Genomic DNA, 14,589 nt, shown 5'->3' on the forward strand with positions numbered 1-14,589 from the left:
CATTCGGCAAATAGGTTTGTCAACGGTCTGAACACTCCCCGAAACTCGGGGGAGTTGGCACACGAAATATCCCCTAACCTCTAATCACGCAAAAGCTTCTTTAACCGCATTTCACGCATTTGGCGCTCTGAATCACCTGGAAGAAATCGTTGCCTTTATCATCGACCAGAATAAAGGCAGGGAAATCTTCTACTTCGATTTTCCAGATGGCTTCCATACCCAGTTCTGGGTACTCGATGCAGGTCAGGCTCTTGATGCTGTTTTGCGCCAGAATCGCTGCCGGGCCGCCGATGCTGCCGAGGTAGAAACCGCCATGTTTATGGCATGCGTCGGTGACTTGTTGGCTACGGTTGCCTTTTGCCAGCATGACCATGCTGCCGCCGTTGGCTTGCAGTAAATCGACATAGGAATCCATGCGGCCAGCGGTGGTTGGGCCTAATGAACCCGATGGATAACCTTCCGGTGTTTTCGCTGGGCCTGCGTAGTAGATCGGGTGATCTTTAATGTATTGCGGCAGACCTTCACCGTTATCCAGACGCTCTTTCAGCTTGGCGTGAGCAATATCACGACCCACGATGATAGTGCCAGTCAGGGAAAGGCGGGTGGACACCGGATACTGCGACAGCGTCTTCAGGATCTCGGTCATTGGGCGGTTCAGGTCGATTTTAACCGCATCGCCTTCGCCTGTTTCACGCAGATGCTCAGGGATATATTTGCCCGGATTCTGCTCTAACTGCTCCAGCCAGACGCCCTTGCGGTTGATCTTGCCTTTGATGTTACGGTCAGCGGAACAGGATACGCCCATCCCGACCGGACAAGATGCGCCGTGGCGCGGCAAGCGGATAATCCGCACATCGTGCGCGAAATATTTACCGCCGAACTGCGCCCCCAGACCCAGATCGCGTGCCGCTTCCAGAATCTCCTGCTCCAGTGCGACATCGCGGAACGCCTGACCGTGCTCGTTGCCTTCGGTCGGCAGTTCGTCATAGTACTTGGTCGAAGCCAATTTAACGGTTTTCAGCGTGGTTTCTGCCGAGGTACCGCCAATAGCAAACGCGATGTGGTATGGCGGGCAGGCCGCCGTGCCCAATGAACGCATTTTCTCGATCAGGAAGCTCTTCAGTTTACCCGGCGTCAGCAGCGCTTTGGTTTCCTGATACAAGTAGGTCTTGTTAGCAGAACCGCCGCCTTTGGTGACGAACAGGAATTTATAATCTTCGCCCTCGGTACTGTAGAGATCAATCTGCGCAGGCAGGTTGGTGCCAGTGTTGACCTCTTGGTACATATCCAGCGCAGCGTTCTGCGAGTAACGCAAGTTGTCTTCAATGAACGTGTTGTACACACCCTGAGACAGCGCTTCGGCATCGTTACCGCCGGTCCACACGTTCTGGCCTTTTTTACCCACGATAATCGCGGTACCGGTATCCTGACAGGTCGGCAGAATGCCCTTGGCGGAAATTTCTGAGTTGCGCAGGAATTGCAGAGCAACGTATTTATCGTTTTCGCTGGCTTCTGGGTCATGGAGAATATCGGCAACTTGCTGCTGATGAGCGGGGCGGAGCATGAAAGAAGCATCGTGGAAGGCTTGCTGGGCCAGAAGGGTCAACGCCGCTGGCTCGACTTTCAGGATGTCCTGACCTTCAAATTGCGCGACAGAGACAAAGTCGCTGCTCAGCAGGCGATATTCGGTGTCATCTTTACTGAGTGGAAAAGGATCTTGGTAATAGAAGGGTTTATTCGACATTTTTTTCTCACTTGCAATTGCATTAATTAGTAAATTCCGACCTTTATAGGATTTAACGTCTTATTATTAAGGTAAGGCGTATTACCGCAGCACCACAGGGATGTCTCGAATACAAAAGTAGTAATCCCTATAATAGTATGGTTTTTTGTCGGGAAGTACTACTTTGGTACATCACAATAATAATGATGATGTGCATTATTTTTCCCTGCGGCAGGCGAGAGAAGCCGCCGCGCGGTACAGGATAATGTGCACGGTATAACGTGCACATTATCCTCTTTTAATTGGCTTAATTAAGTAAAGTAAACGGTGAAATTAAAAATAATAACCATTTTATCGTTAATGTTATTCGTTAACGATATAAAGGAATTGTTATCGGCTTTTTATCTCTTTATGAAAAGCGAGCTCATCATAAAAGCCACCGGCTGTGGCCCGTATGATTTTGCCAGCGTTATGGCGGCGTACTCTCTTGTTGAGCAAGGAGATTGTCGATCATCCACAGTCCTGCTGGGCCGGGCGGATGGGGTTTAGACCAGACAACATCTACGTCAATCCACTGCGGCCAGCCTGACACAGGCAGCTCCACCAGCTTCTGTCTGTCGTATTGCGCCACCAGCCAGCGCGGTAGGCTGCTCCAGCCGTGCCCCTGCTGTGCCATCTCTAAGAGCATAAGGTAGGACGGCGCAGACCAGACGATCCCTTCCGGTTGCAGCCGGTCGCTACGTTTATAGGTATTGAGATAGAGCTGGCGGACTGTCGCCAATTGGCTACGTGTTACGGTTTTTTCAGTCGCGAGCGGGTGAGCAACCGACACGAAGACTGCCATTTCAGTCTTAACCTGCAAACGCGCAGCGGCAATATCGGGCGGGTAATCTGTCTGAGCACGTAATAGCCCGACATGCGCGCGGTCCATTTGCAGCAGGTCGATGACGTCGTCGCCTTCCGCAACCAGACATTCAAATTCAATATCGGGAAAGTTGTGTGCGAAACGCTGAATCACGGGTTCGTAATGGGTGGCTTGCCAGATATCGGACAGTACAAACGTCAGGCGGGGTTCGATATGGTCTGCCAGACGGATCGCCAGCTCATCCAGCTCTTCGCTGGCGGACAAGATCGCCTGTACGTGAGAAAGTACTTTTCTGCCTGCCAGCGTCAGTACCGGTTGATGGCCGGCTCGATCAAACAGCGTCAGCCCCAGATCGGCTTCCAGATTGGCAATGGCGGCGCTGATGGTGGACTGGCTTTTATGCAAGCGCCGGGCGGCGGCGGAAAACGAACCTGCATCAACGGTGGTGATAAAAGCCAGCAATGATTCTGGTGAATAACGCATCTTTATCTATACCCTAAATAATTCGAGTTTCAGGAAGGCGGCGACGCAGTGAATCCCCAGGAGCTTACATCAGTAAGTGACTGGGGTGAGCGAGGAAAGCCAACGCACATGCAACTTGAAGTATGACGAGTATATCGTTTTTATCGATGGAATCTAACTGTACTCTACCAGCTTATGCGATGAAAATAAGGCCGTAATACGATGCCATCCATGGTCATGGCAAAAACTGACCAGTAACTTGCAATAAATAAAAGTGAATGTGGTATGCAGAACAAGACTAGCAAAACCTTACGTGAACGCCTGTGCCATGCCGTGGGCTTTGAGCTGATTGCGTTGATGATCTGTGCGCCTGCGGGTGCCTGGCTGCTGAATAAATCCCTTTTCGATATGGGCGCACTGGCCATTATGTTGTCCAGCGTCGCGATGATCTGGAATATGATCTACAACTCGATATTCGATCGCTTATGGCCTGCGGAACGCGTTAAGCGTCGGCTGCCGATCCGCGTCGCTCACGCCTTGGGGTTTGAAGGCGGTTTTATCTTGATTGGTTTGCCGCTGGCGGCATGGATGCTGAACGTCACGCTGTGGCAGGCGCTGATGGTGGAGATCGGTTTCTTCTTGTTCTTCCTGCCGTATACCGTGCTGTATAACTGGGCTTACGACACGTTACGTGAACGCATTGTGAATCGTCGCAATCATGTCCAACACGTATCGGCTGGCTCCCGCCTGCGCTAAATAACTTTGCAAAATAATAGATCACTTGGAGGGAACTCAGTCCGAATTGAGCGATCTGATCAATCGCCAAACATCACAAATCACCAACCGGACTGAGCGATGCCGATCATAGCAGTAATCCCTGATGAAGAACGACAACTGATGCGTAAAGAAATCCAGCAGACACGCGATAAAAATTACGCCAGACGACTCATTGCCATGCTGATGTTGCATCGCGGGATGACCGTCACCGACGTTGCCAGACTGCTCTGCGCTGCCCGCTCATCCGTCGGTCGATGGATTAATTGGTTTACTTTACATGGTATTGAAGGACTACAAAGTCTCAGGTCCGGACGTGCTCCCCGGTGGCCTGTCGCTGATATTCTTCAGGTTCTTCCACTGCTGGTACAACGCTCTCCGCAGGATTTCGGCTGGCTGCGTTCCCGATGGAGCACTGAGTTATTGGTACTTATCGTTAATCACTGGATGCTCAAAGGACAACAGAAGCGTATTACTACGCCGGGACATAACCAAAAACATTATCTGGCAGGTGCACTGCATTCGGACACGAGGCGAGTCCATTATGTCGGCGGTAACAGCAAGTGCTCTGATTTATTTATCAATCTGTTAGAGGCATTACGGCGCACATACCGGCGAGCAAAAACGCTCACGATAGTGGTAGATAACTACATTATCCATAAAAGCCACAAGGTGGAGCGCTGGCTGGAGAAAAACAAGAAGTTCAGGTTGTTGTTCCTGCCAACGTATTCGCCGTGGCTGAATCCAATAGAATTGCTGTGGCTGTCGTTGCACGAAACCATAACGCGTAACCATCAGTGCCGATATATGTGGCAATTGCTGGGTCGGGTAAATCAATTTATGAATGCGGCCTCACCGTTCCCCGGCAATCATCATGGTCTGGCTAAAGTGGAGCGATAATATGCAAAGTTATTTAGTCCCGCCCTTTACCGGTGTGTCAGTTTGAAGCTTTGATACGCCGGTAGCTCAAGCGATCGCCATAAATACCATGACGCCACGGTGCGGTAAGGCTGACAGGGCAGGCTGAGCACCTGTAACTCGCGCGGCTTCGGCATATCCGATAAATCGTAGATGTAGCGCAATCCCTGACGAATGCCCAAATCGTCGAGCGGCATGATGTCGGTGCGTTCCAGCGAATAAATCAAAAACATTTCTACCGTCCAGCGCCCGATCCCCTTTATCGAGGTGAGCTGCTGAATGAGCGTGCCATCATCCCTCTCTGCGGCCTGTTCGAGGCTCGGTACCAGCCCACTTACTGCACCCTGTGCGATGCCATGTAGCGTATCCGCTTTGCGGGCGGAAAAGCCGCACTGCCGCAGCGTGTCGGTGGAACAGGCCAGCATTTGTTGCGGGCTGGGAAAGACATCATCATGTACCCGCAAGAGCTTCGCGACCATCGCATCTCCGGCACGCGTCGTCAGTTGCTGATAGGCAACCGCACGCATCAGCGCCTCATAGGGTTCCCGGTGTGGTGCAGTTTGATGACGACAGTCACCGACCTGCTCGATCACGCTTGCCCAGCGTGTATTAATCGCACTGAGATGTGCTTTGGCGTGCTGCGTCAAATCCGACGATGGGTGGGATGGCATAAACGGCTTCCGTGATGCGAACGCAAAGGACAGGAAACGAGCATAGGTGATTGCCGCGCGACACGCCATCTGGGAAGGGCTATTCGTATGAAAAAGAACATCCGAATGAAAAAGCAAGAATTGAACGTGTGCGCAGGGTGACTTCGGTTTAGCGTTAGCTCATGACGTGACTTTCAGTAATAGTAAGATTAGCAGTAATACTGAATTGAAATGAGGTGCATAAATGCGTAACGACACGATGCTTAACGATACACCGTTTCAGGATGACGACTCGCGCTGGCAGGCGGTAGTAACACGCAATAAGGCGGCTGACGGTTGTTTTATCTATGCGGTGAAGACGACGAGTATCTACTGTGCGCCATCCTGTGCATCACGCCAGCCTCAGCGTGAAAATGTAGTGTTCTTCGCGACGGCTGATGAGGCGCAGGCGGCGGGCTTCCGCCCGTGTAAACGATGTCGTCAGGGGATGCTTTCGCGGCAGGAACAGCAGGCGCAGCAGATTGCCCGCGCGTGCCGGATGATAGAGCAGTCGGATCGTCCGCCGACGCTAGCGGTGCTGGCTCAAGCTGTAGGGATAAGCGCTTTCCATTTTCATCGCGTGTTCAAAACCACAACGGGTCTGACGCCAAAACAGTATGCCAGCGCCTATCGTCACCGGCAGTTACGTGAACATCTGGCAGACAACGGCGAGGTGACCGCAGCGATTGTCGCTGCGGGCTATGACGCCAGCGGGCGCTTTTATGCCGAAGCCGGTACGCATTTAGGAATGACGCCGACGGCGTTTCAGAACAGAGGAAAGGGGATGACGATCCACTTTGCGATTGGCCGCTGCTCACTTGGCGACGTGCTGGTGGCGGAAAGCGAGAAAGGGATCTGTGCGATCCTGCTGGGAGACGATCCTGAGCCTCTGCTCAATACACTTCAGGAGATGTTTGCTCACGCGCATTTAGTTGGCGGTGATGCAACGTTTGAACAACGGATGGCGCAGGTCGTCGGGTTTGTCGACGATCCATCCATCGGCCTGACGCTGCCGCTCGATATTCGCGGTACGGCATTCCAGCAGCGTGTCTGGCAGGCACTGCGGGCCATTCCGGTAGGAGAAACGTTGAGCTATCGTGAGGTTGCTGAGCGAATCGGATCGCCCGCTGCCGTGCGCGCTGTCGCGGGTGCCTGTGCGGCGAACCGGCTGGCGGTTGCGATTCCTTGTCATCGCGTGGTGCGGCATGATGGGGCGCTGTCAGGTTATCGCTGGGGCGTTGAGCGTAAACGTGCTCTGCTGGAGAAAGAGCAAGTGGAGAAAAAACAGATTGTGCATCAGCCAGAGGAATCGCCGCCGTGAACTTTGATTTATTTGCCGATGAAGCACCGCGTCGCTGGACGGAAACGCTGGCTTCGGGCGCGGTCATCCTGCGTGGTCGCGCCTACGACGATGCGGCGGCATTGCTGGCGGCGCTGCAAACCGTCATTGCGTGTGCGCCGCTGCGTAACATGATCACGCCGGGCGGCTTTGTGATGTCGGTGGCGATGAGCAACTGTGGACAACTTGGCTGGGTGACGGATGAACAGGGCTATCGCTACACCTCACACGATCCGCTGAGCGGAGAAGCATGGCCCGCCATGCCGGAGGCCTTTTCCCGACTGGCGAAGCTGGCGGCGAGCGAAGCCGGTTTTGTTGATTTTGAACCGGATGCCTGCCTGATCAATCGCTATGATGTTGGTACGAGAATGTCTCTGCATCAGGATAAAAACGAACGGGATTTTCACCAGCCCATCGTGTCTGTCTCGCTGGGGCTCAGTGCGACGTTCCTGTTTGGCGGTATGGTGCGTAGTGATAAAGCACGTCGTGTTCCGCTGACGCATGGCGATGTGGTGGTCTGGGGTGGTGAATCGCGGCTCTATTTCCACGGTATTCTGCCGTTGAAAAGTGGCGCGGTACCAGAAGGGATGCCTGATGAATGCCGTTTTAATCTGACGTTTCGTAAAGCCGGATAAGAGAACGCTATTCTGCTTACCGTGAATTTTGTTTGCACTTGAGTGAATTCCTTTTAAATAGATAGCCAGCCCGCATCGGTATACAGGCTGGCTTAGGGGAATAATGCTGATCGCTTAAGCCCGTTGTTAGAGGAAACACAGGGGGAGGTTCCCGCAGGGACGCCTCACCCCTGTGGTCGCCCCGTGTATCTCGATGCTTAAACGGTCGGTATTAGGCGTAGAGTCGAGCTTATTTCTTGCTGAACTTCATATAATCAAGGGCGCTTTCTGCCGCAATACGACCTGAGTTGAGCGCAAAGCCAAACGTGCCGCCGCCTAACAGCAGGTCATAGGTGTCGCCATACATGCCAGCGGCATCATTACCTGTGACGTACAGGCCCGGAATGACCTCGCCGGATTTATCTATCGCCTGCATTTTTTCGTTGATCTTCACGCCGCCTAATGTGCCCAGCGCGGCGGGCTGCATTCTCACCGCATAGAACGGGCCGGTTTTTATCGGACGCAGGTAATCCATATTTTTGTTGAACACGTCATCCCGTTTTTGCGTCGCAAACTTGTTGTTTTCTTCCAGCGTATTCTTCAGCACGCTGGCATCCACGCCCATCTCTTTCGCCAGCCCGTCAATGGTGGCGGATTTGAAGACGAAGCCGCGATTTTTCTGACTTTCCTTCGTAAATTCGCTATCGAATTTTGTCAGCTTGGTATTGGCAATAACCCATTCGCCAATCGGCACATCAATGCCGTCTTCGACGTAATGTTTACGGGATGTCTCGTCAAAAATGGAGTACATGATGCCGCCCGCTTTTGACAACGCGTTGCCGGAGTGTGGCCAGATGATGACGTTAGATTCATCGGTAAAGCGGCGGCCGTGTTGATCAATCCACAGATAGGGCTGACGCGCGGCGGCCAGCAGGTGAGAGTTAGGCGCATAGTCTGGTAGGCCGGGGCGATAGGCTTGCAGCAGACCCATGCCGTCCGGTTTGGCACCGGCTTTCCAGGCCATATTAATCCCGTCGCCGTCTTTACCGACGTTGCCAACCATAATGGTGTCGGGGAAGGCGGCATATTTTTGCAGCATCTCTTTATTGTTGGCGTAGCCGCCAGTGGCGATGATGACGGCCTTGGCGTCTATCTGGAAGGTGTTGCCGTCGCTATCTTGTGCGATGACGCCCGTGACTTTGCCGTCTTTCACGACCAGATCTTTACCCGCCGTTTTCACCAACGTGGTGACATCCATACTTTTAAACTGCTCATGGAATGTCTTAATCAGGTGGCGTCCGTGGCCGGGGCCGTCGATCACATGCCAGGTCAACATACCGCCGGGGCCGCCGGGGCCGATGTATTCAAACTTGATGCCTTTCGATTTCACCCACTCAATTGTATCCGCTGAGCGATTCACGAAGGCGCGAACCACAAAGGGGTTTGCCATCCAGTGGCTATAATCCATGATGGTTTTAAACGCCATATCAGGCGTCACTATAATCCCCTGACGTTTCTGCATGCTGCTGTTGGCGGCGAAGATGCCTTCGGCAAAGTTACCCGTGCCACCGACGATCGGCTGTTTTTCCAGTAAGACGATTTTCGCCCCTTTTTCTGCGGAGGCCATGGTTGCCGAGGTACCAGCCGCGCCTGCACCGATAATAACGATGTCGGCACTTTTCGGGATTTCCGGCTTTGCTGCGTCCGCTGCCTGTGCGGTAGACCAGCTCATCATCGAGAGACAGAGCGTCGCGAGTACACTTTTTCTGAAGCGTTTCATGATGTTTTCCTTGATGTTATTAATATTTTTACAACACGGTGTGTTACCGCCGCGTTCCCACTGCCGTATTTCGCGCATGGAGAGCGTCGCACGTGGAAAACCCAACGGGATTAATTCGCTTTAGCCTGCGAGTACGCATCTTCCGCCGCTTCATGCACTGCACCACTGGTCATCGTGGCACCCGACACGCCATCAACCTGTATGCTCTGCTTTTCGGTCATAGTTTTTGCGAGTTCGATTGCCGCTTCCCCGCCGACTTCTGGTGTCTCTTCAGGTGCATCAATGGTCGATTTGAGGACTTTCCCCTGTGCATCGATATCGAGCGTGACGGTGACATCGCCGCCGATACCCTGTCTGGCGGCAGAATAGGTACCAGCTTTAAAATTCCCTTCTTGTGCGACTGCGGTTTCTACTGCGAATAAAAAGCAAAGTGGCAAAATGGCTGAGAATGTTTTCATATAACTTTTCATATAAGTAAGAGAGTCCCGTTGGTTTGAATGAGGTGAATAACTACGCTATCTCCCATGAATCAAGTGATAGCCGTCGTCGTTATTGAGAGGCCTGAATATCAGGCAGCAAATCGGTAAGCCAATGCCGAGTAATAAAAATAACAGGCTGAAATGGTTAAGATTGAAGATGATTTCGAACTGAGAGAGAAAACGTAATAGTGGAAACGTCAGCGTCATACTGAGCATGACGGAAAGTAGTTGGCTAATGGTCAAAAGGTTATTACCGCTGTGATACGTGCTGTTATTCAGATTACTGAAAGCCAGCGTACTTTCAGCTGAATATAACGTCGAAATCAGCACGCCTAACAGCATGGCGATAATGCCGATGAGGTGCATCGATCTCTCTTGCACCGCCGCGCTCAACGCGAGCACGCATAGCGACGTTACGCTGGTTGTCAGCATCAACAGCCGCCGATAGCCAATACGCTTGACCAGCGGCTCAAACAGCAGCTTTGACAACAGCGCACCACTGGAAAAGAGCAGCAGAATCAGGCTGGTTTCTGCTGGCTTACAGGCCAGCGTCGTTTGCAGCATGAGTGAGAGCACAACGGGTATTGATGCCAGTAGCGTTCGCGTCACGATGCCGCCAATGACGCCGACAGAAAAGGTTCTGATGCCAAACAGTGCGCGCGGGAATAATGCTGTCTCTGCAATGAGATGTTGTCGGTAGTAAAGAAAAACCAAACCCAATGTGCTGCAAGACAGAAATAACATGACGAACGTTGGCAGTATATTTCTCGTGGCGGTGGTTAGCATGAACGCCACAAGGAATAACATCAAAATGGGAAAGGCAACTTCATAGGCACCCGTGCGTGACGACTCTTTAGTCGTCGCAACAGGAATATATTTGGTTGCCAGAAAAAAGCAGAGTAAAGCCAGCGGGATATTAACGAAAAAAATAGCCTGCCAGGATAGAAAATTAACCAGAATATTACCGAACACGGGGCCGATTAGGGGGCCGAGTAATCCCAACAAGGTCACCCGATTAAGAAAGCGTAATTTCAGACTCTGCGGCGTGGTACGTAATATCACAGTTCTGATGATGGGCAGCATGAGCGCACCGCCTATGCCTTGAATAAAGCGGTAAAGGCTTAAACTGCCGAGCGTGGTGGCCGTCATACACAGCAGCGAGCCGAGCGTGAAAATGGCAATCGCTATCTGGTAGGTTTTTCTATCTCCTAGCCGTTCCGCCAGCCAGCTATTAGCCGGCGTAAACGCGACAACCGTGACAATGTAGGAAATCACGATCGTTTCCATATTCAATACCGGCTGGTGCAGCGACTGCGCAATAGCGGGAATGGCGATATACACCATGGTGGTATCCAGGGATTGCATGAAAAAGGTGGCTGAAGCAATCCAGAATAAGACCCATGACGTATTCATTTAGGCCACCGTCATTTGTCCGGCATAAAGCACGAACAGTCGTAGCAGGAACACGCCGAACAGACTCATGACGGCTAAGGTAATCACTTGCCCTTTGCCGGAATGGGCAGAAGGTTTGCGTACCCGATTGGCAATGGATGGGATCACAATGCCGATGCCGATAATGCCAATCCAGAATACGCTTCCCCAGAAGCCTGACAGCGCGGTCTGGGCGGCGACAACTTTTTGCCCGCCGCCAAGCAGCAGCCCGACAAAAAACGCCAGCAGCAGGAACAATTCGGCATACACCACTGGGGTTTCTACACGATGGATGAAATGCAGGGAGAGTGAATTCCCTGAAGTATGACGCCCCCACGCGCTGGCCAGCAGTATGACGGCAATACCGGATGTCGTACCGGATACTAAAAACAGGACGGGCAAGACGGGATTGTTCAGCAGCGGGAACGATTTCAGCGCGGACAGCAGAAAGCCGGTATAGCAGCCGAGTAGGATTGCCAAGACCAGCAGCAGGTTTTCAATCACCGCGGCGTTTTTGACGATAATTGCGGTTAATCTACGCGCTCGTGCAGCCAGTGCGGGCCGGTGCCAGACGGTCTCAAGCTGAGTCAGCCATACGTCATGATAAAGCGTGATGAGCCACAGCAGCATTACAACGAAATACACCTGAAAGAGCATCACGCCAAGCGACATGATGGAGGTGGGATTGTAAAAGACCATCAAATACCAAAAGGTCAGCGGCTTAGTCAGGTGAAAAATCAGAATCACGAGCCCGAGGATCACGGCAAGCGGTGCCACGATGGCCGTGGCTTTGATAACGCGATTACTGCCGTGGTATTCGGTAGGAACGTAGTGCCTAAGGAGCAGAGACAGCGACACCATCCCCGACGAGATACCAACCAGAAGAAGATAAACGGCGATGGGCCAATCCCAGACCAGCGTGTCGAACGTGAAGGCGTTATGCATTGTCGATTACTCCTCGTTTCCCAGGCATACGATAGAGTTGAGGTTCGGTGCCCAAATAAACCTTGGAGCGGTAGGTCGCGTTGCTCTCGATCATCTTGGCAATGTTGCTTTCAGGGTCGTTGAGATCGCCAAATACCAACGCTTTAGTGGGGCAGATTTCGACGCAGGCGGGCTGTTTCCCTGCCGCCAGATTGGTTTCCCGACAAAAATTGCATTTGTCTGCTGTTTTCGTGACGGGGTTGATGAAACGCACATGATAAGGGCACGCGGCAATACAGTAGCGACAACCCACGCAGCGTTTATCGTTGACGTCAACAATGCCGGTGAGCGCATCTTTAAAGGACGCCCCCGTTGGGCAGACGGCAACGCAGGGCGGATTCTCACAGTGCTGGCAGGACTTACGGAAAAATTGCTTGATGGCGCGCGTTTTCTCGACGGCGGGAATGTCGACGGTTTGCAGTATGTCCAGCCGGGTTACGCCATCAGGGACGTTATTCGTCTCTTTGCAGGCCTTGATACAGGCTTTGCATCCGATACAACGCATTTCGTTATGTAATAAGCCATATTTAACGGCTAATTTACCCTGCGTTTTTTCTGGCTCATTTTGAGCTTGTACGAGACCGATATTTCCACTAACGGCAATCGCACTTCCCATATAGGCAATAAAACGACGGCGAGATAATTCTTCCATATCATAAATCTTCACATTGAGGTGATAGCCGCGCGAACACCCAATTTTTCATGGATGTTATTAACCCAGCGATAGCGTTAATATTTCGCAGTTTGACGCTAATAGAAAAACAGTGGTCAATCATTATGATGAAAATAATAAATAGGCCATGTTGTTATTGTGGTTTTATTGGAGCATGGCGATAAAAGGCTAAGTGTGCGTTTGGTCACATTTATTTTTTTGTAGTTACCTATATAACAAACATCGATTTGTTATATATGGAATTAAATTGGTCGTTTATTTATTTCTTAGAAGGGTTGTTTTTAGGAGGCAGCGTTTCCATTGTCGTGGTTTGTTTTTTTATCTTTCTGCTTGCGATTATAGTGAGTAATTGATGTATATCAGATTATACGTTTTTTTATCCGCTAATGATGGCGTTTAAATTGATGGTGGTATTTTCTTTGCAACAAATAAAAAACGTTAGTGCTTATTTGGCACTAACGTTTATGTAACATAAGTAATTAAGAATAGAAAATCTTAATGGTAGGTTGGCATCAGGGTTTTAAGTGTTTATCAAGAAAGCGGACGGTAATTTTCATGATGTCCGGTTGCAGCCAATGTTGCCCGCCGTGCTCTGCGTCCTTAACGCTGTAATAGGTCGATTCGATATTTTTCTCTCTAAGAGCCTGATGCAGTCTCTCGGTCTGACGTGGAGAAACCACCGTATCGTTCGTGCCGTGCATGATCAGAAATGGGGGCGTTGCACTGCTGATAAAGTTAATAGGGTTAGCGGCGGCTGCTTTTTCAGGATAGCGGGTGATTGCGCCTCCTTCATTAAATACAGAGGTACCGTTGACCCAAATAGCTTCTGTCGCAGAAGGTGAAGCGTGCCTCTGGACGACATCATCAGGGAAACCTTCTCCCACCAGCGTCAGGTCGGATAGCCCATAAAAATCAATCGCGGCTTGAACATCACTGCTTTGGTCGAGGTTATCGCCTTTATCGTAGGTTTTTGAGCCATTTGTCGCTCCGGCAAATGCTGCCAGATAGCCTCCCGCAGAGGCACCGAAAACCGCAGCGTGTTGGCCGTCAATGCCGAATTTTTTCGCATTGGCGCGCAGATAACGAATAGCGGATTTTACATCTTCCAGCGGCGCGGGGAAAAGAACGGTAGGGGCGACACGATATTCCATACTGGCAACCACATAACCCGCTTCGGCAAGGTTAAGACGCTGTTGCAGATAATTATCTTTATTGGCATTAACGAATCCGCCACCGGTAATGAATAATACGACGGGAAGCGCTGTTTTCGCTTCGGGCTGAAGAATATCCATTTTTAATGCAACATTCGGATAGCCACGCACCGATACCTGAGAATAAACGACATCAGAGATTAATTTCACCGACGTTGTTTCCTGCTTTACGCTAATGTCATGCTGAGTCTGTGCTGCACTTATTGCTGTTGCCCCCATCATTGCCAATGATGCTAATCCTATTTTTGTTGTTTTCGGATAATTCATGTTTTAAGTCCTTTTGTTAGGGGTTTGTAAACTTTTTCGATTTGTAAGGGATGATGTTATTATTTGTAAAAATAATATTAAAAAATCTTTAATGTTATGGGTGTCCGTCTTGGCTAATAAATTATTTCCTTATTGATAATAAGTTGACTATATCTACCATTAACGTTATTCCTCATTAATTAAATGTGCATCTAATCACATTTGATTATTTACAAAACCTTATAATTGTTATCATAGGTGATGATACTCGTCATACTTCAAGTTGCATGTGCGTTGGCTGCGCTTAGTCACCCGAATCACTTACTTGAGTAAGCTCATCGGGATTCCTTCACTTGCCGCCTACCTGAAACTCGAATTATTTAGAGTATATAAATGAGGCA

13 protein-coding genes are annotated in these 14,589 nt (G+C 50.8%); 4 read left to right on the forward strand and 9 right to left on the reverse strand.

Annotation, left to right across the window (positions count from 1 at the left end; all coding sequences use genetic code 11):
• Positions 1 to 100: 100 nt before the first annotated feature.
• Both DCX48_17730 and DCX48_17735 read right to left on the reverse strand, forming a co-directional pair.
• Complete coding sequence (locus DCX48_17730; protein QXE16190.1) at positions 101 to 1,744, reverse strand: fumarate hydratase; 1,644 nt, start codon at positions 1,742 to 1,744, stop codon at positions 101 to 103.
• 448 nt (positions 1,745 to 2,192) lie between these two features.
• Entirely contained in the window at positions 2,193 to 3,071 is an 879-nt protein-coding gene (locus DCX48_17735; protein ID QXE16191.1) for a LysR family transcriptional regulator, read from the reverse strand.
• Between the two features lie 264 nt (positions 3,072 to 3,335).
• Between DCX48_17735 and DCX48_17740 the strand changes: the two genes are divergently transcribed.
• The gene (locus tag DCX48_17740; GenBank protein ID QXE16192.1) at positions 3,336 to 3,806 is read left to right on the forward strand and encodes a multidrug/biocide efflux PACE transporter; all 471 of its coding nucleotides are present in this window, start codon (positions 3,336 to 3,338) and stop codon (positions 3,804 to 3,806) included.
• Positions 3,807 to 3,905: 99 nt separating this feature from the next.
• Positions 3,906 to 4,724, forward strand: a complete 819-nt coding sequence (locus DCX48_17745; GenBank protein QXE16193.1) for an IS630 family transposase — start codon at positions 3,906 to 3,908, stop codon at positions 4,722 to 4,724.
• Between the two features lie 26 nt (positions 4,725 to 4,750).
• Here the strand turns inward: DCX48_17745 and DCX48_17750 are convergent, their stop codons facing one another.
• A complete protein-coding gene (locus tag DCX48_17750) occupies positions 4,751 to 5,413 on the reverse strand; it encodes a DNA-3-methyladenine glycosylase 2 family protein (protein QXE16194.1) in 663 nt (220 codons plus the stop codon).
• Positions 5,414 to 5,636: 223 nt separating this feature from the next.
• Here DCX48_17750 and ada point away from each other — a divergent pair, with 223 nt between their 5' ends.
• Positions 5,637 to 6,752 (forward strand): bifunctional DNA-binding transcriptional regulator/O6-methylguanine-DNA methyltransferase Ada, encoded by a 1,116-nt coding sequence (ada, locus tag DCX48_17755; GenBank protein ID QXE16195.1) that lies wholly within the window; start codon positions 5,637 to 5,639, stop codon positions 6,750 to 6,752.
• A complete protein-coding gene (gene alkB / locus DCX48_17760) occupies positions 6,749 to 7,405 on the forward strand; it encodes a DNA oxidative demethylase AlkB (GenBank protein ID QXE16196.1) in 657 nt (218 codons plus the stop codon). Before ada ends, alkB begins: the two co-directional genes overlap by 4 nt.
• A 229-nt stretch (positions 7,406 to 7,634) precedes the next feature.
• On the opposite strand, the gene DCX48_17765 is transcribed toward alkB, so the two are convergent.
• From DCX48_17765 to DCX48_17790, 6 genes are all read right to left on the reverse strand, one after another.
• Positions 7,635 to 9,164, reverse strand: coding sequence for an FAD-dependent oxidoreductase (locus DCX48_17765; GenBank protein ID QXE16197.1), 1,530 nt, complete (start codon positions 9,162 to 9,164; stop codon positions 7,635 to 7,637).
• 110 nt (positions 9,165 to 9,274) lie between these two features.
• Positions 9,275 to 9,622 (reverse strand): FMN-binding protein, encoded by a 348-nt coding sequence (locus tag DCX48_17770; GenBank protein QXE16198.1) that lies wholly within the window; start codon positions 9,620 to 9,622, stop codon positions 9,275 to 9,277.
• Between the two features lie 57 nt (positions 9,623 to 9,679).
• A complete protein-coding gene (locus DCX48_17775; protein QXE16199.1) occupies positions 9,680 to 11,056 on the reverse strand; it encodes an MFS transporter in 1,377 nt (458 codons plus the stop codon).
• Positions 11,057 to 12,019: a cytochrome c nitrite reductase subunit NrfD gene (nrfD, locus tag DCX48_17780; protein ID QXE16200.1), complete on the reverse strand. Its 963-nt coding sequence runs from the start codon at positions 12,017 to 12,019 to the stop codon at positions 11,057 to 11,059.
• Positions 12,012 to 12,710, reverse strand: a complete 699-nt coding sequence (locus tag DCX48_17785; GenBank protein ID QXE16201.1) for a 4Fe-4S dicluster domain-containing protein — start codon at positions 12,708 to 12,710, stop codon at positions 12,012 to 12,014. Before DCX48_17785 ends, nrfD begins: the two co-directional genes overlap by 8 nt.
• Before the next feature lie 533 nt (positions 12,711 to 13,243).
• Complete coding sequence (locus tag DCX48_17790; protein QXE16202.1) at positions 13,244 to 14,209, reverse strand: alpha/beta hydrolase; 966 nt, start codon at positions 14,207 to 14,209, stop codon at positions 13,244 to 13,246.
• Positions 14,210 to 14,589: the final 380 nt, after the last annotated feature.

The organism is Pectobacterium atrosepticum, from assembly GCA_019056595.1.
Taxonomy (GTDB): Bacteria; Pseudomonadota; Gammaproteobacteria; order Enterobacterales; family Enterobacteriaceae; genus Pectobacterium; species Pectobacterium atrosepticum.

What these genes read in the sequence shown, in the direction of transcription:
- DCX48_17730 (QXE16190.1), bottom strand. Translation starts at nt 1,744, where the DNA reads ATGTCGAATAAACCCTTCTATTACCAAGATCCTTTTCCACTCAGTAAA.
- DCX48_17735 (QXE16191.1), bottom strand. Translation starts at nt 3,071, where the DNA reads ATGCGTTATTCACCAGAATCATTGCTGGCTTTTATCACCACCGTTGAT.
- DCX48_17740 (QXE16192.1), top strand. Translation starts at nt 3,336, where the DNA reads ATGCAGAACAAGACTAGCAAAACCTTACGTGAACGCCTGTGCCATGCC.
- DCX48_17745 (QXE16193.1), top strand. Translation starts at nt 3,906, where the DNA reads ATGCCGATCATAGCAGTAATCCCTGATGAAGAACGACAACTGATGCGT.
- DCX48_17750 (QXE16194.1), bottom strand. Translation starts at nt 5,413, where the DNA reads ATGCCATCCCACCCATCGTCGGATTTGACGCAGCACGCCAAAGCACAT.
- ada (QXE16195.1), top strand. Translation starts at nt 5,637, where the DNA reads ATGCGTAACGACACGATGCTTAACGATACACCGTTTCAGGATGACGAC.
- DCX48_17765 (QXE16197.1), bottom strand. Translation starts at nt 9,164, where the DNA reads ATGAAACGCTTCAGAAAAAGTGTACTCGCGACGCTCTGTCTCTCGATG.
- DCX48_17770 (QXE16198.1), bottom strand. Translation starts at nt 9,622, where the DNA reads ATGAAAACATTCTCAGCCATTTTGCCACTTTGCTTTTTATTCGCAGTA.
- DCX48_17775 (QXE16199.1), bottom strand. Translation starts at nt 11,056, where the DNA reads ATGAATACGTCATGGGTCTTATTCTGGATTGCTTCAGCCACCTTTTTC.
- nrfD (QXE16200.1), bottom strand. Translation starts at nt 12,019, where the DNA reads ATGCATAACGCCTTCACGTTCGACACGCTGGTCTGGGATTGGCCCATC.
- DCX48_17785 (QXE16201.1), bottom strand. Translation starts at nt 12,710, where the DNA reads ATGGAAGAATTATCTCGCCGTCGTTTTATTGCCTATATGGGAAGTGCG.
- DCX48_17790 (QXE16202.1), bottom strand. Translation starts at nt 14,209, where the DNA reads ATGAATTATCCGAAAACAACAAAAATAGGATTAGCATCATTGGCAATG.